Raw genomic sequence first — 19,764 nt, 5'->3', positions numbered from 1 at the left:
GAATGACTCCTTCTGTTGTTTGACCAATAGGGTTAAAACCAAAATCGGATCCCTGCCAGCACACGGGTGTCTCCCGCCGATTCACCGGCCGCCTCGAGATAATCAGCCGTCGCGCCGAATGTCTCTCTGCGCTCGATACCCACATAAGGCGCGAATTGACGAGAAAACTCATAGCGTAATCTGAGGCCAAGACTGGCATCGGATAGACCACTGCCTATGCCGTTTTGCGGATCGTCCTTGCCATATAGGGTCAGTTCAGCTCTGGGTTGTATGATCAGCCGCTGGGTCAGCAGCCACTCATACTCTGCCTCCAGACTCAGGGCGCTGCGGCCCTGCTCTCCCAGGTAAGCCGTTAGATCCAACTCGAACCAATAGGGCGCTAGCCCTTGCACGCCAAGGGCCAGCCATTGACGGTTTTGACCATCTGCATAGTAGTCAAAGCGTGCCCCCAGCTGAAAATCGAAGTAGCTGCTGATAGCATGCCCCCAGAGCAACTCTGCCTGGGTCTCCTCGAGGCCATCCTGGTTATAATCTCCCTCTAACTTTAGCCACACTCGGTCATAGGTACCGCCGTACCATGCCGAGAGATCAAAGGCGACATTGTCATCGTTATCATATTCAAGACGATCGCCCATGACGGCCCAAAAGGCATCCTCATCCGCCAGCCTGAGGCGTTGTGACTCTGGCAGAGCATAAGGACCTTCACTCAGGGTGTGCCCGCCTGAATAGGCATGGGGGTCACGACTATCTGCCGGTGCATCGCCGCCCTGCATCTGCATCTCTGGCATGGAATGCATGGAAGATGCTTTCATCGCTTCATGCTGCTCCTCGCCTTCCGTGCTCGGCATGGCGGCACTCCCCGCCACAGCCTGAGCCGACAGCAAGCACAAGGCGGCTGTGATTGAATGGATTAGGTGATGATTTTTCATGACACTAGTACCTCCCTGAACATGCCGGCATCCATGTGGAACAACAGATGGCAATGCCAGGCCCAGCGCCCAACCTCCTGTGGCGTCGCCAAGAAGCTAAGGCGTTGAGCGGGTTGTACCGGAATCGTGTGACGCCTGACCCTTAACTGCCCCTGGGCATCTTCGAGATCGCTCCACATGCCGTGCAGGTGCATGGGGTGGGTCATCATGGTGTCGTTTTGTAAGATGATACGAATACGTTCGTTGTGCTTGAGGGCGACCGGCGTACTCTTACCAAACTCCAGCCCGTCGAAGGACCAGGTGTAACGCTCCATGTTGCCGGTAAGGTGAAGTTCCAGCTCCCGAACGGGCATGCCGGTGTCGGTCAACACACCCTCGACGGCGCACAGATCGTCTAGCGTCAATACCCTACGACCATTGTTTCTCAGTCCTGCACCCGGGTCATCCAGGCTGGTTCTTGGCATATCGACGCGCATGTCCACCGACGGGCCATACTCGCTGGCGGCGTGGCGCACCTGCTGTGACGGGGTCGCGAGCCCATGCATGCCTTGATGCTGGCTGTGATCCATCGCCATGCCATGGTTCATCGACATGCTATGCCCTTGATGTTGCATGCCACCATGTTGCATTGAAGATTGGTGGTCCATGGCCCCCATCATGTCGGCCATGGTCAACCACTGGATCTTATCGAGTGTGGGTACGGCTGCCGACAGGCCATCACGCACCGCGAGCGTTCCCTTGGCATAGCCGCTTCTGTCCATCGACTGGGCAAAAATGGTATAGGCATCGTCCTTGGGATAGACAAGAACATCATAGGTTTCGCCGGGACCGAAACGAAATTCATCCACAGATACCGGCTCGATATTTTGTCCATCAGCCTGAATAACCGTCATCACGAGTCCGGGAATACGAACATCGAAAAACGAGTTGCTCGCGCCGTTCACAAAGCGCAAACGGACGGTGTCGCCCGGCTTAAAGATGCCGGTCCAATTGCCATTGGGGGGCTGTCCGTTAAACAGATAGGTGAGCGTGGACGCCGAGAGGTCGGCCAAGTCAGTCGGGTTCATCCGCATCTCGTTCCACATCTCGCGCTTCGCCATTGCGGTGCGCAGATCGTAGCGCGATACGTCTTCGAAGAAATCAGCCACTGTCGGCTGGGCATAATTGTAGTAGTCGCTCTGCTGCTTGAGCTTGGCAAACACTTCCATGGGGTTTTCATCGGTCCAGTCCGACAGCTGCACCACAAAGTCCCTGTCGCTCTTCACCCCGTCTCCGTCACGGGGCAGGATAATCAGGCTGCCGTACATACCCGACATCTCCTGGAAGCCAGTATGTGAGTGATACCAGTAGGTGCCCGACTGCTGTACCCGAAATCGATAGGTAAAGGTTTGGCCTGGGGCTATCCCCGCATAACTCAGGCCGGGAACGCCATCCATCTGATAGGGCAGGATAATGCCGTGCCAGTGCACGGACGTGGGAACCGATAATCGATTGGTCACCCGCAGCGTAATGGTATCACCCTCCCGCCAGATCAGGGTCGGCGCGGGAATCGAGCCATTTATCATGATCCCTGTGTTGGCCTGGCCGGTAAAATTCACCGGCCCTTGGTCGATAACCAGGTCAAACTCGGTTCCCGTCAACACATCTGGGCTTCTGGTGCCATAGGCGGTCGGTTGCCCCATGGCAAAACTGGGCATACTGGTGCCCAAGACGCTTGTTCCAGCTATCAGCCCCTGCACAAAACGGCGGCGACTGAGGCTAAACGACTCACTATCTCTCATGTCCATACTCGACTCGCATTTTAGGTGTATAAGTTAAAGATAGTGGCCAGTACCTGACCAAGAAATGACGTGATGATTACAAAGCTGTAATCTTGAACTTATGTGAGTAAATACATGGTTAAATAGGCAAATCAGCTTAACCCTAGTTAAAGGCTTACGGGCAAATGCGAATATTAGTGATCGAAGACGAGAGCAAGATAGGCGACTATCTCAAAAAGGGATTGGAAGAAGCCGGGTATACCATCAGCCTGTGTCGAAATGGCTTGGACGGCTATCACTGCGCCATCTCTGAGTACTTTGACCTGATAATCTTAGATGTGATGCTACCCGACATGAACGGATGGCAAATCCTCGAAAAAATCCGCCTCAACAATTCGAATATCCCTGTCATGTTCCTGACGGCAAAGGACAGCCTGGAAGACAAGATCAACGGGCTCGAGTCCGGCGCCGACGATTACCTGGTGAAACCCTTCGCCTTTGCCGAATTACTGGCGCGGGTAAAAACCCTGCTGCGCAGAGGCACCAAACAGCTGCAGTCTGACATCCTAGCCGTTGATACCCTGAAACTGGATATCGCCAAGCGCCGGGCCAGCCGCGAGCAACTGAAACTGCATCTCACCAATAAAGAATTTTCCCTGCTTGAGTTATTGGTCCGTCACCAGGGGGAGGTACTCACTCGCGCCTTTATCGCGTCGCAAGTATGGGACATGAATTTCGACAGCGACACCAATGTGATCGACGTCGCCATCAGGCGCCTAAGGGCCAAGGTTGACGACCCCTTCGCAGTGAAACTTATCCATACCGTGCGTGGCATGGGATACAAACTGGACATGGAAGCCTGACATGTTTAGCAGCCATCCGAAGATCTCATTAAAAGCCCGTACGCTCAGTTTAGTGGGGGGAACACTGATCGCCTGCTTCCTATTGCTTGGCGTCATGATCGACACCCAAGTTAAAGCGCATTTCCTGCATCAGGATGAGGAAGAATTGAATGTAGTCGCCAACTCGGTAAAGGGCATCCTGACCTCCCTATCAATGGCTCAAGATAGCCATCAGCTTGATACCGCCCTATCACAAGCGGTGGTCGGCCATCACGGCATCTTCTATGCACTCTACAGCGATGATAATCAGCTGATTTACAGTAATAAAACATCCAATCTTTCTCAGTTTCTCCAGCAAGGTGCCGAAGAGCGAGTCGAGGCGACAGCGCTAGTCGTCATCGAGACACAGCAGCGGCACCTGCGGGGCACCTTACTCAAGGTGACGCTTCCCAATGGGGCAACCGCTAAGTTAGTGGTGGCCAGCGAGATCGACTTTCACCTAGCATTTCTGAGTGAGTTTCACCGCACCCTCTGGTCGACATTACTCCTAGTATGGCTGTTAACCATACTGGCAGCCTGGCTGGCCATTAGGTTCGGCCTGCGCCCACTGCAAAGATTGAGTAAAGACATCAGCGAGATAACAACCGAACGTTTGCATCTGAGATTGAAGCCGGAATTAGCCCCCGTTGAATTGTCAGAATTGATCGCCAGCTTTAATCACATGATTGGTGAAGTCGAACTGGGTTTCAAACGCCTTAGTCACTTCTCAGCAGATATCGCCCATGAACTTAGAACGCCACTCACGGCGCTGGCGATGCAAAATGAAGTCCTGTTGGGTCAGGGGCGAAGCACGGAGGAATACCAGGAATTACTCTATTCCAATCTGGAAGAATTAGAGCGCCTCACCGTCATGGTCAATGATATGTTGTGGCTGGCCAAGTCAGACAATGGACTGATTGAGCCCAAGAAACAAGAAATTGCCCTAGATCTGGAAGTCGATAAGATCATCGATTATATGAGCCTGCTCGCCGATGAAAAAAATGTCTCCATCATAAGAGAAGGTAGCGCCGCACTTATTGCCGATAAGGGAATGGTGCAGAGGGCACTGGGCAACCTCATAGGTAATGCAGTGCGTCATGCCGAGCCGGGATCTGCAATCGTCATCGGCATTGAACAAACGCCTCAGGCCACCAGCATTAAGGTGAACAACCTGGGCACGCCTATTCCGAAGCAGCATGTCAATCATCTGTTTGATCGTTTCTATAAGGTTGAAGCCGCGAGGCAAAGGGAGGGGAGCAGTACCGGCCTGGGGCTGGCCATCGTCAAGTCCATCGCGGATATTCACGGCGGAAGCGTCACCGCCGAGAGTCATGACGGCAAAACCTGCTTCACTCTAATTCTACCAAAGACTAGCTCTGCCAACTTCTAGCTCAGTCAATATCTAGCTCAGCCAAATAAGGTCGGCTCGCCAAAGCATAAGGTGTAGACCCGCTCCTATAGGTTTTCAGCTTTCAGCCAACCCTGGGTCTTGCCTTCCCCGACGAAACGATGCTTTTTCTCGCCTAACACGCAGATGTCAAACCGCCACAGAAACCAAGCTCACAGGCGATTTTTTATCCCAACTTATGTGCGCGAGCGCACACTTTCCAAACATATTTGAGCTTTCCCAAGCAAAATACCTACAATTTTAGCAACCTCTTAATAAGTTACAGTTTGTTTACATCGACAGCAGAGCGCATACCCCTTTAGAAGTATGCTCAATACGTTAAATTTACAAGGATTGACTGTTTTTTAAACGCATGAGGCAGATCTGTCACAAATTCCTCGTAAAGCTAACCTAGATAAGCAGAAATTTGATCTGCACCACACTCTTACTGCCATAAAACTGTAAACTTCTGGCCAACTTTGTTACGAGAACGGACCCTCGGAGCAAATTATGGAAACTATGTTAATAACCATTAAAAAATGGAAAAGAACTCAGTTCTTGGGAGCACAAAACATGAAAAAATCTCTAATCTCTGCATCAGTCGCATCTGTTATTGCACTGACCTCATTCGGCGCGCTAGCCGATGGCCCTAACTTCTACGGTCGTTTAGACCTTACTGTGACTAACTCTGACACAGGTCTAACTACTCGTGAAGCTAAAGAAGGTACTGTACTTGAGAACAACTTCTCTCACCTAGGTGTGAAGGGTACAGAAAAGATCGCTGACGGTATCGAAGTGATCTACCAAATGGAATTCCAAGTTGAAAACACTTCAACAAACAGTGACGTATTCAAGGCTCGTAACACTTACCTAGGTCTTAAGAGCGCCGCAGGTACTATCCTTGTTGGCCGTAACGACACTGTATTCAAGCAATCTGAAGGTGGCATTGACCTATTCGGTAACTCAAACGCCGATATCGACCGTCTAGTAGGCGCACAGACTCGTAGCGCAGACGGTATCTGGTACTACTCTCCAAAGATTGCTGACCTATTAACCATCAATGCAACTTACCTGATGGAAGATAACCAAGCTTCTGATGACAGCCAGTATGCCGTTAGCGCGACTCTGGGTGACAAGAAGTTCAAGGCACAAAACTACTATGTAGCTGGTGCATACAACAAAGGCATCTCTGGTATCGACGCATACCGTGGTGTGGCTCAAGTTAAGCTAGGCGACTTCAAGGTTGGCGGTCTATTCCAAAACTCTGAAAGCGTTGCTATGCCAAACCTTGAAGGTAACTCTTACTTCGTAAACGTTGCCTACAACCTGAACGGCGTTAACCTGAAGGCTGAGTACGGTAAAGATGAAGCAGGTCTAGGTGTATACGCTAAGCGCTCTGGCATCCAAACTGCTGATACTACTGATGTAAACATCACTTCTATCGTTGTTGGTGCGGACTACAAGGTAGCTAAATCAACTATGGTTTACGGCCACTACGCTATGTACGACGGTGACTTCAAAGCTGCCGGCATCAAGACTGACATGGAAGATGACAACGTATTCACCGTTGGTGTTCGTTACAACTTCTAATTCGATGAGCCTCAGGCTCTGACGAAAAAAGGCGACCTTGGGTCGCCTTTTTGTTATCTCACGCGTAACGCGCGCGATTTAAGCGCTTTAGCCTAACGCCTTACCAGACGATAGACGGACTCGGTCAGCCAAGGCACCTGCTTCTTCACAAACCTAGGGTTCTGTGCCAACACATCCAGGCAACTCAGCTGCTCTATCTCGAAATAGGGGCTCATGTGCGCCTGAATCCAGGCATCGGATACCGCAAACGGCGGGCCGTTAAGGGCCTCCTGGGGATAATCCAGGGTGATGAGCAAGCCTATGCTCTTAGGGGGCAATAACTCGGCCAGACGCTCCACATATTGCTGGCGCATCTCGGGAGGCCAGGCGATCAGCGCCGCCCTGTCATAAAACCCGCTCACCGCCTCGAGAGGCTCTTTCGGCAGCCTAAACAGATCTCCCTGGTAGATGCTCACCTGCTCGGTGCGATAACACTCATGCTCGCCTTGCGTCTGACGCTCGACGGGCAACTCATTGTCACTAAAAAACTGCTCGACCGCACTCTGGTTGAGCTCGCAGCCGATCACCTCTAGCCCCTGCTCGGCCAGGTAACAGATATCTAGCGTCTTACCGCATAGGGGAACAAAGACCTGACTACCGGCAGCCAGCTTGAGCTGTGGCCAATAGTCGATAAGTAGGGCGTTGACCTCATCGAGATGGAAACCTATCTGCTGTGAGGCCCATTTGTCATGCCAAAAACTGGGTTGCATCGGTAGCTCCGCATAAGCAAGTGTTTCATTATGCAGGCTACTCTAATCTGTCGCCGCCTAAGATGCCAGTTTACCTGGTAATTTAGACGGCCGGTTTATCTCTGGATACAGGCGAGAGCCTATTGGATATCCAGAACCTTCTGAACCCGCCTTAACCAGACACAGTTTTCACATTCGCAGTTACGGCGCGATAGGTGATGGGGGGTGAGGCTGGAGTCGATAAAGTCGACGGCGATCAGCAGTTGCTGTTTCAGCTCTGCCACCGACTTACGCTCGACGGCCACCAGCTCGTCGTTATGATTCATCCAGACGCACTCCATGCCTTGATGGCAATGGATACACTGGGGATCTGTACTATTGAAAAAACCCGCGTGAGGACAAAATTTTAGCTCCATCGACTGTACGATGCGCTTCCTCGGGTATTCTAATAACTCTATCAACAGGGCTTTGTTTAGTTCCGTCATTTCGCCCTCCTCACTCTTCAATGTCGCTCAAAAATGAAGCTTAGTTTTATATTAGCTTCAGGTTACCTGTATGTGTATGTAACAGATTTGATGTAGGTCAACATCTCATCCGAAAATATCGGTTAGGTATCGCACTGCTGAAAAATCTAGCTATTGTGCCTTACGGTCGCTTCTTGCTATAAAAACATATCGATATTCAGTGAAGTGCCCCATGCCCGACAACCAAGCCCCCAGCCCAGAACTGCAACACTTTTACATCTCCGAAGAGCAGTCTATCTACCTGCTCAAGGCCGATGACGCCCGCAAACACAGGGCCTGGATAAGACTCTGTAAACAGCAGCTCAGCAAGCTAGGCTACTCAGACATAGAACTGGTGGGCAAGGGGGCCTATGGCTTCGTCTTCGCCGGCATCAATCGTCATGGCAAGGCCCATGTGTTCAAGTTTTCCCGCATCACCCTACCCCAGCAGATCCAAGACAGGCTGGAAGAGGAAGCCTATATGCTGTCACAGGTGATCCACCCCAATGTGCCGCCTGTGATCAAGTTTGAGCATGTGGGTAAGCAGGGGATCCTTGTGATGGCCAGGGCACCGGGGGAAGATCTCGACAAGCTCTGCCTCAGGCATGGCGCCCTGCCGGTACGTATCATAGTCAGCATCGCCCGCCAGCTGGCGCAGATCCTCAACTATCTGCACAATGGCCGCCCGCTGGTACATGGCGACATCAAGCCCTCTAACCTGGTGTACGACATGGAGCGGGATCATCTGTCGCTCATCGACTGGGGCTCGGCGGTATTTGCCCAGCGCGATGGCGAGGGGAATCCGGTCAATGGCAATGTGATGGATCTGCTCTCCAGCGATCAGCAGCACACCAATGCTCGGATGGGGGATGTCTACTTCATCGGCGAGGAGCAGCTCAACGGCGCCCTCTCCAGCCCCAGGTTTGACGAGCAAGGGGTGGCCGCCACCCTCTACGCCTTGGCCTCGGGCCAGGCCAGCCGCTTCGGCAGCAAGGTGATTCCCGCCAGCAGCATAGGCCTGCCCATCGAGCTGGCCCGCACCTTAGATGGTATGCTCAGCGACGATCCAATTACCCGCAACCGAGCCGGAGACTATTTCCTCAGGAGCATGGCCCACAGCCACCGTCTGCACCTGCCGGATCTGCCCGCGGCACCGCTGCAACCCGAGATCCCGGTATGGACACTCAAGCAGGCGAAAGATGTGGAGACGGTCACCTACAGCTCGCGTAAATCCTTCCTGAGAGAACACAACGAGGATGAGCCGATAGAGAAGATGGACGATCTCCAACTGGAGAAGTACTACCGCAACTTCATGGCAGGCATGGGAGATACCGAGAAGGGCTTTATCGCCGCGGTCAGCCGGGTGGGACAATACCCTCTGGTGGGCGGCCTGGCGATCCACTGGCAGGAGACCGGCGTGTTTATCGACTCCAACCTGGCCACCTATAACGAACAGGAGAAGGTGGCATTAACCTTAGCAGTCAACAACATGGTGACCCTGGCACGGGGCATTCGCCGCATCGGGGTGTTTAAGGCCTGCTTCTTCAACGCCCGCGACACACTGCACCTGGAGCGCGACGACACCAGTCAGCCCTTCAGGCCGAGTCCAGACCAGCAGCTGCCCTTCGAGGTGGGCGATGTGCCCTCGCTGGAGGATAAGTCCAGGCTGCACTCCTACTTCGAGGATGGTCGCGATCCGGATGAAAACCTGGAGCTGCCCAAGGAGATCATGACCGAGCTGGGCTGGATCAACCAGATCCACCACACCGGCTGCATCATCTTCGAGGTGCTACCTAACCATATGAAGATCCATAGCTATCTTAGGCTGTTAAATCCCCGCAAGCAGGCCGCCTTCAGGGCCAGCCTCGACAGGATCCTCAGCCATGTGGATAAGATTCAGGGGAAAGGCGTCTCGGGCTTCATGAAACTTCCCTATAAGAATACCCGTCGCTTTCAGCATATCGACAGGAAGGCGGACCACTTCTATCCCAGAAACCCCAAGGAAGTCATGGCCCAACAGGAAGAGTAATGGCTCAGCTGAAAGAGGAATGAGTGAACCGAATTACTTCGGCTCGCGCTTGTCATCATCACTCGCCTTATCATCCTCGGGCTTGTCACCCAGCTGACGCTCTTCGTCCAGCTTGTCGGAAGGATCCGGCTTGCGCTCATAGTCGCCGTCGAAGGTGTTACCCTGCTCATCGAAGGGAGAGCGATCGAAGGGTGAACGGTTAGCATCGAATGGACCCTGACCAAAAGGCCCCTGCCTAGACTGGCCGTGACCAAATTGACCATGAAAGCCCCCCTGCTGACTCACCTTGACCTGCATCCGCTTATAGAGAAAGGCGGCAATGGGGGCACGCGTGAGCGGGGTTAACAACAAGAGGCCGATAAAATCGGTCACGAAACCCGGGATCAACAGCAGCAGACCGGCCATGGCCAGCATCATGCCCTCGACTATCTCCTGGCCTGGCGCCTCGCCACGCGCCAGCTTCTGCTGAACAGACATCAGGGTATGTATCCCCTGACTACGCACCAGTGAGACCCCCACCACGGCGGTGAAGATCACCAGGCCCACAGTGGTCCAGCTGCCTAAGGTTTCGCCAACGCGGATCAGCACATTGAGCTCAATAACGGGAATGAGTACAAAGATAATCAATAGGATGAAAAACACGCTGACCTCACAATTCGATCGAAATTTCTAATGCATTGAAAACTAAATGGGGGCGCACCGGTCTACTTTCAAGTCGGGACGCACTTTTGCTGCATTTCCCCCTAGGAACAAACTTGGAATAAGCTCACTATTTTAGCAATAGCTTAATGCAAGTCGTCGACAAAACACGTAAAGTAGCTATCGCTCACAATACCCTTGTGAGCCAGTATAACCCGGTTACCTTAACGCCCAATTAATGACCATACAGGGTAAAAGCAACAGATGCAGGAAAAATGTCTACTCGTCACCACCAGCTGCCCGGACAATGACACGGCCAGCACCCTGGCCCGCGCCCTAGTGGAGGCCAAACTGGCGGCCTGTATTCAGATCTCTTCCCCTGTCACCTCACTCTACACCTGGGAAGGTGAAGTGTGCCAGGAGACAGAGGTGAGCCTGCAGATAAAATGTCTCGCCCGTCATTACGACAAGCTGGAGCAGACCCTATTGTCGCTGCACCCCTACCAAGTTCCCGAGCTGATCGCCACAGAGATCCACACAGGTTCGGCGGCTTATTTAGCATGGATAAAAGAAACCTCACTATCATGAAGAAAATACTGTTCCTCTTCCTCTCGACCTTGCTGTTGATCGCCCCCGGGGCGCAAAGTGAAAGCCTGTTCAGCAAGAGTAAGTTTGATTTTCTGAAAGACGAACCTCAGCTGATGCCTGTGGATCAGGCCTTCGTCTTCGATGCCCAGCAAGAGGGCAACCTGGTCAAGATTAGCTATGTGATCGCCGACGGCTACTACCTGTATCGCGACAAACTCAAGTTCGCCGCCGACGGCGCCACCTTGGGTGAGATCCAACTGCCCAAGGGCAAGGCCCATAGCGACGAGTATTTCGGCGAGCAGCAGGTCTATTACTCCTATGTCGAGATCCCTGTGGCACTCAAGGAGGCCGGCAAGGATTCCAGCATCGAGGTGACCTTCATGGGCTGCGCCGAGGGTAAACTCTGCTTCCCGCCCACCACGCGCAGCGCGCCCCTCACTCAGGTGAGCGCCAACGCAGGCCTGCTCCCCGAGGTTTTGAAAGAGGCTTCTGCGGCCAGTGAAACCGCCGACCAGCAGGCGCCCATTACCCAGCAGGACTCTCTGAGCCAGATGCTCTCGGGCGACAACCTGCTGTGGACCTTAGTGATCTTCTTCGGCCTGGGTATCGGCCTGGCGCTAACCCCCTGCGTCTTCCCCATGTACCCTATCCTATCAGGCATCATCGTGGGGCAGGGTGAGAAGCTCTCAACCGGTAAGGCGTTTAGTCTCTCCATGGTCTATGTACAGGGGATGGCGATCACCTACTCGCTGTTGGGACTCATCGTCGCCTCGGCGGGCATGAAGTATCAGGCCGCGCTGCAACACCCGGCGGTTTTGGTGGTGCTGGCGATCCTCTTCTTCGTGCTCAGCCTCTCCATGTTCGGCCTGTACGATCTCAAGCTGCCATCGAGCTGGCAGGAGAAGATGAATCGTTTCTCTAACAACCAGAAAGGCGGCAATGTCGCCGGTGTGTTTGTCATGGGGATCATCTCGGGTCTGGTGGCATCTCCCTGCACCACGGCGCCGCTGTCGGGCGCGCTGGTCTATGTGGCACAAACCGGCGATCTGCTGCAAGGCTTCCTGGCACTCTATGTGCTCAGCATGGGCATGGGGCTGCCGCTACTCATCATAGGCTCGTCGGGCGGTAAACTGCTGCCACGTGCCGGCGCCTGGATGGATGTGATCAAGACAGTGTTCGGCTTCCTGCTGATCGCCGTCTCTATCCTGATGATAGGCCGTATCTGGACAGGTCTAGTATCTGATCTCCTCTGGGCCCTTTGGGGTATCAGCCTGACCGCCTACCTGATGCATCAGAACAAGCTCACCGAGTTTAACTGGAAGCAGACGGTGCGCTCTGTGCTGCTGTTACTTACCCTGCTGGCTAGCTTCTCCTATGGCTTCCAGGCCGTCATGACCAGCCTGGGCTATGAGACCCAAACCGGTGCGGTAAGCCACAAGGTGAGCCATAAGACCATCAAGGGCCTGGAAGATCTGCAGGCCGAGGTGGCCGCCGCCAGTGCCCAGGGCAAGCCTGTGATGCTGGATCTCTACGCCGACTGGTGTGTCGCCTGTAAGGAGTTCGAGAAGATCACCTTCGTCGACCCGGCCGTGCAGTCTCGTCTGTCGCAGATGGTATTCCTCCAGGCCGATGTGACCCGAAACGACACCCTAGACATAGAGCTGCTGGAACACTATGACGTACTGGGCTTGCCCACACTCTTGATGTTCGATGCCAATGGCGAGATCCGCGACGACCTGAGAGTCACAGGCTTCATGAAGCCTGCCGAATTTGCCGCCCATCTGGATCACCTGCTAGCTAAATAAGCTCAGGCGGCCTCGCATAAGCTACCTAAAAACCTCCTGCGGGAGGTTTTTTATTATCGGCTAAAAGATGAGTCACTAAACAAAGTTTTCATTTATAGTTAACCCAATTCCTATACAATCAGGGGTATATCTCACGGAACACAAGGAGCAACATGGAACCCGCCATTCTCATCATCACCTTAGCCTGTGGCATGCTTGTCAGTCGTATCGGCCTACCGCCACTCATAGGTTATCTGGTCGCGGGCTTTGTGTTATTCCTCTTCGGCATAGACGAGAGCAGCCTGCCGTTGCTTGAGCAGCTGGCCGAGCTTGGTGTCACCCTGCTGCTGTTCGCCATCGGCCTCAAACTGGATATTCGCAGCCTGTTTAAGGCCGAAGTCTGGGCTGGCTCCAGCCTGCATCTGCTGGGCTCCATCATCTTCCTGGTGCCCCTGCTCAAGCTCCTCGGCCTAATGGGGCTGGAGCAACTGAGCGGCCTCGCCTTCAACCAGCTGACACTGCTAGCCTTCGCGCTGAGCTTCTCCAGCACCATCTTCGCCGTTAAGGTGCTCGAGGATAAGGGCGACATGCAGTCCCTCTATGGCCGCGTCGCCATAGGTATCCTGATCATGCAGGATATCTTCGCCGTCGCCTTCCTCACCATCTCCAAGGGGGATATTCCCTCGGTCTGGGCCCTGGGACTACTGCTGCTGCCCTTCGCCAGGCCACTTATCTACAAGGCCTTCGATAAGGTCGGTCACGGTGAGCTGCTGGTCCTCTTCGGCCTGGTGATGGCCTTGGTCGTCGGTGCCGGCCTGTTCGAATTGGTCGGCCTCAAGCCGGATCTCGGCGCCTTGATCATCGGCATACTGCTGGCGGGACACGCCAAGTCTTCCGAGCTGGCCAAGTCGCTCTTCTACTTCAAAGAACTGTTCCTGGTGGCCTTCTTCCTCACGGTTGGTCTCAACGGCCTACCGAGTTTCGGCGACATCGGTCTGGCGGCCCTCTTGGTGCTTATCGTACCGGTGAAAATAGTGCTCTTCCTCTACCTGCTGACCCACTTCAGGCTGCGTTCACGCACCTCGCTGATGACCTCACTTAACCTGGGCAACTACAGCGAATTTGGCCTGATCGTCGCCGCCGTGGCCACCAGCAAGGGCTGGCTACCGGGACAATGGATGGTGATCCTGGCCGTGGCCCTCAGCCTCAGCTTCCTGTTTGCCGCGCCGCTTAACGCCGCCTCGGCCCGTCTGTATCAGAAATTTCAGAGCCGCCTACAGAAGCTGGAGAAACACCCGCTACATCCCGAAGACAGGCAGATCCCCGTGGGCAATCCTCGCTTCCTCATCCTGGGGATGGGCCGCATCGGTAGCGGCGCCTACGACGAGCTGGCCAATCAGTTCGACGGCGAGATCCTGGGGATAGAACACAAGCAAGAGTTGGTGGACTTTCACCGTCAGCAGGGGCGTAACGTGGTACAGGGCGACGCCTCGGATACCGACTTCTGGGAGAAGCTGGACAGGGCGCCGAATCTTGAGTTGGTGCTGCTGGCCATGCCCCACCACGCGGGAAATCAGTTTGCGGTGGAGCAGCTAAAACGCCTGGATTACCAGGGTAAGCTCAGCGCGATCGTGCAATACAGTGAGGATGCCCAGTCACTCAAGGCATCCGGAGTGCACAGCGTCTTTAACCTCTACGAGGCCGCCGGTGCCGGTTTTGTCGAGCATGTGATTTGCGAGCTGAAGTCCGGTAAACAGCACGAGGCCGATATCGCCGTCGAGCCCCAGGAGGCCACAGGCTAACCCTGTTTCATCTCAAAACCATAGATTGTATACATTATTCTAAATATCTTGTATTGTACTTGCCATCCTGCGATAAGATGGGAAGTACAATACTGTGCCGACAAAAAAACGAAAATCTAATCAATACCATTATTTCGGAAACATACTCAGGGCGGGTGTCTGGCTCTTAGTCGGCATGACCACACAGGTCGGCGCCGCAGGTTACGACATCTGGCTCTACTTCATTCATCTGATGGCCATCACCCTGCTGGCGACGATTCTGGTTACCCTGGCATTGAGCCGCCTGCTGTCTGCCCGGCCCGCCCTCGCGCCAGCCCCCGAGCCAATCCTGGACTAGGCTAAGCCGCTTTTGACCAGACAGGCTTAATCACAAACGAAGCCCAAACGAATCCCAATCGGCCTCAGCCTACCCCATGACGGCTCGGCAGAGGCCAAAGCGATATAGGGACTGCAGCGACAGGCGATTTGTCGATAGTCAGTTGGTCGAAAGGCGGTCGGCAATATTTTCCCGATCCAAGCGGTCAAATCCCAGTTACATCAATGACTGAGACGTGATATAAAAATGACAAGGATGACTCATGGTTGTTGCCACCATGAACAAGACTGCCCACCGGGGCAGAGAACGCTAACATTTTCTGAGAAGTTCAACACCAATGTCGAATACCGCACAGCGCGCCAATAAACTATTTGTGCAGACCTTTGGCACCACGGCCGACGACCTGTATCGGGCGCCGGGCAGGGTTAACCTGATTGGCGAGCATACCGACTATAACGATGGGTTCGTCCTGCCTGCCGCCATCAACTTTCATACTATCATCGCCGTCAAGCAGCGCGATGACGACAAGTTCCGCGCCGTATCCGACGCCTTTCCCGGCAAGATCCACACCTGGCATTTCGGTCATGAGGGAACAACCGATCCCGATGACACCTGGGTTAAGTACCTCAAGGGCTTTACCGCGGCGGTTTGCGCCAGCGGCCTCCCCGCCAAGGGGATGGATCTCGCCGTGGTGAGCAATGTCCCTCTGGGGGCAGGCCTCTCCTCATCGGCAGCCCTGGAGCTCGCCTTCGGGACGGCACTTAACGACGCTAGCCAGCTCAGACTCTCTCCGCTGGCGGTGGCCCAGATGGCCCAGCGAGGTGAAAACCAGTATGTCGGCTGTGCCTGCGGCATCATGGATCAGATGATCAGTGCCATGGGCGAGGAGGAACATGCCCTGCTGATCGATTGTGAAGATCTCGACAGCGAACCCGTGCCAATACCCGAAAGCCTGAGCCTGATCATAGTCAACTCCAACGTGCCCCGCGGCTTGGTAGACAACGAATATAACCTGCGCCGCGAGCAGTGCGAGCAGGTCGCCGAACATTTCGGCGTCGAGAGCCTGCGTCACCTGGACCTGCGCACCCTGGAGAATACCAAAGAGGAGCTGCCGGAAGTCTGTTACCGCAGGGCGCGCCACGTGCTTAGCGAGAATCGCCGCACTCAGAACGCCGCCCATGCCCTGGAGGCAGGCAACATCGCCAGGCTGAGCGAACTCATGGCTCAGTCACATCAGTCGATGCGCGATGACTTTGAGATAACCGTGCCCGAGATAGATAAGCTGGTCGAGATCATCGACGCCGTGGTGGGCGATCGCGGCGGCGTACGCATGACGGGGGGCGGCTTCGGCGGCTGTGTGGTGGCGCTCGTGGATCACGACCTCACCGACGCCGTGGTCGAGGCGGTCGAACGCCAATATCATACCGCCACAGGCCTGGAAGCCAGCGTCTACCTCTGCTCGGCAAGCCAGGGCGCCTCCAGGCTGGATGAAGAGCTCTACTAATAGAGCCTAGCGAGTAGAGCGTGACTCGTCCACGGGCCTGTAAAATGCTGTTTAGAATACGTATTCATGCCTTCGACCGAGAGCAAGGTTATACAATAGGCAACAACCGATTTAATACGATGTAAATTAACCGCTTAAGGAAAAGATTATCATGGTACGTTTTCGCCCGCTCGATGCCTGGGACGATCCCCGTGGTGGCCAGATAGAACGCATCATCATAGACAACGGCATACTGGCCATGGAGGTCCTCAGCCTGGGTGGCATCATCCGCTCCCTCTGGGTACCGGACAACAAGGGCGAGCGAGGTAACGTTGTGCTGGGCTGCGACAGCGCCCAGGACTACCTCACCCAGCAAGCCCACCTTGGCGCCATCGCCGGGCGCTACGCCAATCGCATCGCCGGTGCATGCCTGAACCGGGACGGTCAGCAATTCACCTTAGACAATAATCATCAGGCCAACTGCCTGCACGGTGGCCGCGAGGGCTTCAACCGTAAGCAGTGGCATATTGGCCAACTCAACGATGGCGTACGCCTCAGCCTGTTTAGCCCGGATGGCGACATGGGCTTTCCCGGCAACGCCAATATCCAACTCGATTACCGCCTGGTGGGCAATAACCTCTATGTAGAGATCCTCGCCAGCACAGATGCCCCCTGCCCTATCAGCCTGACCCAGCACAGCTATTTCAATCTCGACGGGGCCAGCGAGGCCAGCAGCCTGGGCCACCTGATTCAGAGCGACTGCCAAGACTACCTGAGCACAGATGAGCAGGGGATCCCGACCCAGGTGAGTCAGGTGGCCGATACGCCGCTGGGCCTTAGACAAGGCAAGTCACTCGACAGCCTCAAGGCGGCACTGGCAAATAGTCCGACGCAAGGCATAGATCACTGCTATCTGATGCCGAGCCATGACGGTAAGGCCCTGAGCCGCTTCGGCGCCATCAGCGCGCCGAATTCGGGACGCCGTCTGACTCTGTACACCAACCAACCTGGGGTACAGGTTTACGGCAGCAACTTCCTCGAAGGCACCATAGGCAAACAGGGGCAGGCACTGGAATCTTATCAGGCGGTCTGTATCGAGCCGCAGCAGCTTCCCGACGCCCCCAATCAGCCAGACTTACCGGGCACGCCATGGCTCATGCCGGGCGAGGTGTATCACCACATGAGTCGCTATCAGTTCGATCTGCTTAAATAATAGGTTTAACGGGGAAGAGAGATAGAGTAGGAAAAGGGTTTAGGTAGGGGTTCCAGATAAACCGGAACCTCATACCTAAAGATGGCGGCTAACTAAACTGGGTTTCTAGTTGCGATCGTCATCGTCAGACCAATCATCATAACCGTCGTCCAGGCTATCGACTTCGAGTTCGACATCGTCGTCATCATCGTCGCTGGCGACTTCTTCGGCTTCCACCTTCACCTTCTTAGGGGCCGGGGCAGGTTTAGCATGAATCGCTTCAACCCAGCCTGCGTGCTGTTGCATGAAGGCGGATCGGGTAGCTAACCAGTTCGCGTCATATTCGGCTTTGGCAGCCTTAAGTTCCTCTTCCGTAAGGTCATGCAAGTTCACCTTAACGATGTCCTCGGCATATTCAATCACGGCATCTCTTACCGTGTTATAGAGATAAACTCGTCCCGCACTGGCTTCGGGAAAATCTTTGTCGTGAATGAGGATAGTATTGCCTCGAGCCGTACGAAGTTCACCATACCAAACAGGTTCTTTAGACGTGTCATACATATATGCTAATACCCTTAAATCAACACATACCAATATAAAATTATAAAGCTGACAACAGTTAGCTTAGTCGCTGCCATCGTCAGAAACGCCTCTGGACAATAGCCCACACATTTTTAATAAATACCGCCAGAAATCAATAGCCAAATAGATCTATTTTATTCAATTGCTATCAAAATGCTCACTCGGTAGTTACTAGTAACGAATTTAGCCGATCAAATCAGTTATTCAAGTTTTTTCTAACCGACTTTATACCAAAGTTAAAAAAGCCCTCTACCCCTTTAGAGCAGTAGCTGGCGCCATACTTAGCCCTATGCTTTAGGCGAGTTACCGGCCACCTTGAGCACCAGCTTTCCCCTGTGCTGACCCGACTCCATCAAGGCGTGAGCCCTGGCCGCATCACCCAGGGCAAACTCGGCAAAAAGATGGGGCAGCAACTGACTCCCCTCAGGGCTCGCAAATCTTGGCCACACCTGCTCACGCAGGCCATCGGCAATCGCCTGCTTGGCCTCAACCGATTGCGGCCTCAATGTTGCCCCCGTCCACCAGATACGCTTAGCCATCAGCAGCGCCACATCCACCTCGGCGCGCCTGCCTCGCTGTAGCGCTATGGTCACCAGTCGCCCCTCTAGCGCCAGTGCCTTGAGGTTGAGATCGATAAGATCGCCAGAGGCCATATCCAGCACCAGATCCACCCCTTGAGGCACCACCGCCTTTATCTGAGCCAATAGATCCTCGTCATAATAGTTAAAGCCGTGATCGGCCCCTAAACCGAGACAGTAATCTATCTTCTCCTGATTGCCGCAGGTGACCAGCACCTTAACAGCGAATTGTTTCGCTAAGGTGACCGCCGCCGAGCCTATTCCCCCCGAGCCACCATGGATCAATACCGTCTCCCCCGCCTTGAGGCCGCCGCGCATAAACATATGGCCCCAAACGGTGAAGAAGGTCTCGGGCAGGGCCGCCGCCTGAGCCATGCTGAGCCCTTGTGGAATAGGCAAACAGTGTACGCCCCAGGTCACCACATATTCGCCATAACCGCCACCGGGCACCAGGGCGCAGACCTTATCTCCCAGCTGCCAGCCTGTCACCTGCTCACCCAAGGCGACCACAGTGCCTGACACCTCCAGCCCCAGGATCTCGCTGGCGCCAGCTGGCGGGGGATAGAGACCACGACGCTGGGCGACGTCCGGGCCATTCACCCCGGCATACGCCACCTTGATCAGCAGCTGATCTGGCGCGATGGCGGGCAAGGGGCTCTGGCCTAGGGTGAGCACCTCTGGCGCGCCCGGGGCGTTAAATTGCACATGGGTATAGCTTGTGGGAAGCGAAGACATATTGGCTCCTGGCTTAGAGGGGGTTGTTGATGCCGAGGCTAGCGCGAAAATGGTTAGCGGGGCAAGCCTTAGCCACAATCCTTGCGCTCAGCGGATGGGTAAAACAAACAATAGCTCACAAATATCTTTACCATTAGGGAGTTAGCCGTAAAAGATTTGTCGCACCCCTTAGGCTTTATGTTATGGTGTTTCTGAGCAAGCAGGCTTTAAGCCCAATTATCACCTAAGCTTAAAGACCTATTTGCTGCGATCTGTTAT

Annotated in this window: 17 protein-coding genes; 10 read left to right on the top strand and 7 right to left on the bottom strand. The window is 54.4% G+C overall.

Annotation, left to right across the window (positions count from 1 at the left end; genetic code table 11):
* Nucleotides 1-32 precede the first annotated feature (32 nt).
* Nucleotides 33-929, bottom strand: a complete 897-nt coding sequence (locus tag DB48_RS09120; RefSeq protein WP_082035613.1) for a copper resistance protein B — start codon at nucleotides 927-929, stop codon at nucleotides 33-35.
* Complete coding sequence (locus tag DB48_RS09115) at nucleotides 926-2,716, bottom strand: copper resistance system multicopper oxidase (protein WP_041509984.1); 1,791 nt, start codon at nucleotides 2,714-2,716, stop codon at nucleotides 926-928. The genes DB48_RS09120 and DB48_RS09115 overlap by 4 nt, the downstream gene beginning before the upstream one ends.
* 158 nt (nucleotides 2,717-2,874) lie before the next feature.
* Between DB48_RS09115 and DB48_RS09110 the strand changes: the two genes are divergently transcribed.
* The 3 genes from DB48_RS09110 (at nucleotide 2,875) to DB48_RS09100 (ending at nucleotide 6,547) form a co-directional block, all read left to right on the top strand.
* A complete protein-coding gene (locus tag DB48_RS09110) occupies nucleotides 2,875-3,552 on the top strand; it encodes a heavy metal response regulator transcription factor (RefSeq protein ID WP_041509983.1) in 678 nt (225 codons plus the stop codon).
* A 1-nt stretch (nucleotide 3,553) separates the two neighbouring features.
* Nucleotides 3,554-4,960, top strand: a complete 1,407-nt coding sequence (locus tag DB48_RS09105; RefSeq protein WP_052813728.1) for a heavy metal sensor histidine kinase — start codon at nucleotides 3,554-3,556, stop codon at nucleotides 4,958-4,960.
* A gap of 570 nt (nucleotides 4,961-5,530) precedes the next feature.
* Complete coding sequence (locus DB48_RS09100; protein WP_041510065.1) at nucleotides 5,531-6,547, top strand: porin; 1,017 nt, start codon at nucleotides 5,531-5,533, stop codon at nucleotides 6,545-6,547.
* A 92-nt stretch (nucleotides 6,548-6,639) separates the two neighbouring features.
* Here the strand turns inward: DB48_RS09100 and DB48_RS09095 are convergent, their stop codons facing one another.
* Together DB48_RS09095 and DB48_RS09090 are read right to left on the bottom strand one after the other, a co-directional pair.
* Nucleotides 6,640-7,296 carry a thiopurine S-methyltransferase gene (locus DB48_RS09095; RefSeq protein WP_041509982.1) on the bottom strand — a complete coding sequence of 219 codons (657 nt, stop codon included), beginning with the start codon at nucleotides 7,294-7,296 and terminating at the stop codon, nucleotides 6,640-6,642.
* 119 nt (nucleotides 7,297-7,415) lie between these two features.
* Entirely contained in the window at nucleotides 7,416-7,760 is a 345-nt protein-coding gene (locus DB48_RS09090) for a hypothetical protein (RefSeq protein ID WP_041509981.1), read from the bottom strand.
* 211 nt (nucleotides 7,761-7,971) lie between these two features.
* Between DB48_RS09090 and DB48_RS09085 the strand changes: the two genes are divergently transcribed.
* The gene (locus DB48_RS09085) at nucleotides 7,972-9,807 is read left to right on the top strand and encodes a protein kinase domain-containing protein (protein ID WP_041509980.1); all 1,836 of its coding nucleotides are present in this window, start codon (nucleotides 7,972-7,974) and stop codon (nucleotides 9,805-9,807) included.
* 33 nt (nucleotides 9,808-9,840) lie between these two features.
* Here DB48_RS09085 and DB48_RS09080 read toward each other — a convergent pair whose 3' ends face one another.
* Entirely contained in the window at nucleotides 9,841-10,449 is a 609-nt protein-coding gene (locus DB48_RS09080; RefSeq protein WP_041509979.1) for an FxsA family protein, read from the bottom strand.
* Nucleotides 10,450-10,710: 261 nt separating this feature from the next.
* Between DB48_RS09080 and cutA the strand changes: the two genes are divergently transcribed.
* From cutA to DB48_RS09055, 6 genes are all read left to right on the top strand, one after another.
* On the top strand, nucleotides 10,711-11,034 hold the full coding sequence (cutA, locus tag DB48_RS09075) for a divalent-cation tolerance protein CutA (protein ID WP_041509978.1): 324 nt from the start codon (nucleotides 10,711-10,713) through the stop codon (nucleotides 11,032-11,034).
* The gene (locus DB48_RS09070) at nucleotides 11,031-12,839 is read left to right on the top strand and encodes a protein-disulfide reductase DsbD (RefSeq protein WP_041509977.1); all 1,809 of its coding nucleotides are present in this window, start codon (nucleotides 11,031-11,033) and stop codon (nucleotides 12,837-12,839) included. Before cutA ends, DB48_RS09070 begins: the two co-directional genes overlap by 4 nt.
* A gap of 152 nt (nucleotides 12,840-12,991) precedes the next feature.
* Nucleotides 12,992-14,620 (top strand): cation:proton antiporter family protein, encoded by a 1,629-nt coding sequence (locus DB48_RS09065; RefSeq protein ID WP_041509976.1) that lies wholly within the window; start codon nucleotides 12,992-12,994, stop codon nucleotides 14,618-14,620.
* 94 nt (nucleotides 14,621-14,714) lie between these two features.
* On the top strand, nucleotides 14,715-14,957 hold the full coding sequence (locus DB48_RS20085; protein ID WP_152619126.1) for a hypothetical protein: 243 nt from the start codon (nucleotides 14,715-14,717) through the stop codon (nucleotides 14,955-14,957).
* A gap of 316 nt (nucleotides 14,958-15,273) precedes the next feature.
* Nucleotides 15,274-16,440: a galactokinase gene (gene galK, locus DB48_RS09060; protein WP_041509975.1), complete on the top strand. Its 1,167-nt coding sequence runs from the start codon at nucleotides 15,274-15,276 to the stop codon at nucleotides 16,438-16,440.
* 151 nt (nucleotides 16,441-16,591) lie between these two features.
* Nucleotides 16,592-17,632 carry an aldose epimerase family protein gene (locus DB48_RS09055; protein WP_041509974.1) on the top strand — a complete coding sequence of 347 codons (1,041 nt, stop codon included), beginning with the start codon at nucleotides 16,592-16,594 and terminating at the stop codon, nucleotides 17,630-17,632.
* A 105-nt stretch (nucleotides 17,633-17,737) separates the two neighbouring features.
* Here the strand turns inward: DB48_RS09055 and DB48_RS09050 are convergent, their stop codons facing one another.
* Both DB48_RS09050 and DB48_RS09045 read right to left on the bottom strand, forming a co-directional pair.
* Nucleotides 17,738-18,172, bottom strand: a complete 435-nt coding sequence (locus DB48_RS09050) for a hypothetical protein (protein WP_041509973.1) — start codon at nucleotides 18,170-18,172, stop codon at nucleotides 17,738-17,740.
* 308 nt (nucleotides 18,173-18,480) lie between these two features.
* Nucleotides 18,481-19,506: an NAD(P)H-quinone oxidoreductase gene (locus tag DB48_RS09045; protein WP_041509972.1), complete on the bottom strand. Its 1,026-nt coding sequence runs from the start codon at nucleotides 19,504-19,506 to the stop codon at nucleotides 18,481-18,483.
* Nucleotides 19,507-19,764 lie beyond the last annotated feature (258 nt).

The sequence above is a fragment of the Shewanella sp. cp20 genome, assembly GCF_000832025.1.
Classification (GTDB): domain Bacteria; phylum Pseudomonadota; class Gammaproteobacteria; order Enterobacterales; family Shewanellaceae; genus Shewanella.
This window is presented reverse-complemented; position numbering and strand designations above follow the sequence as displayed.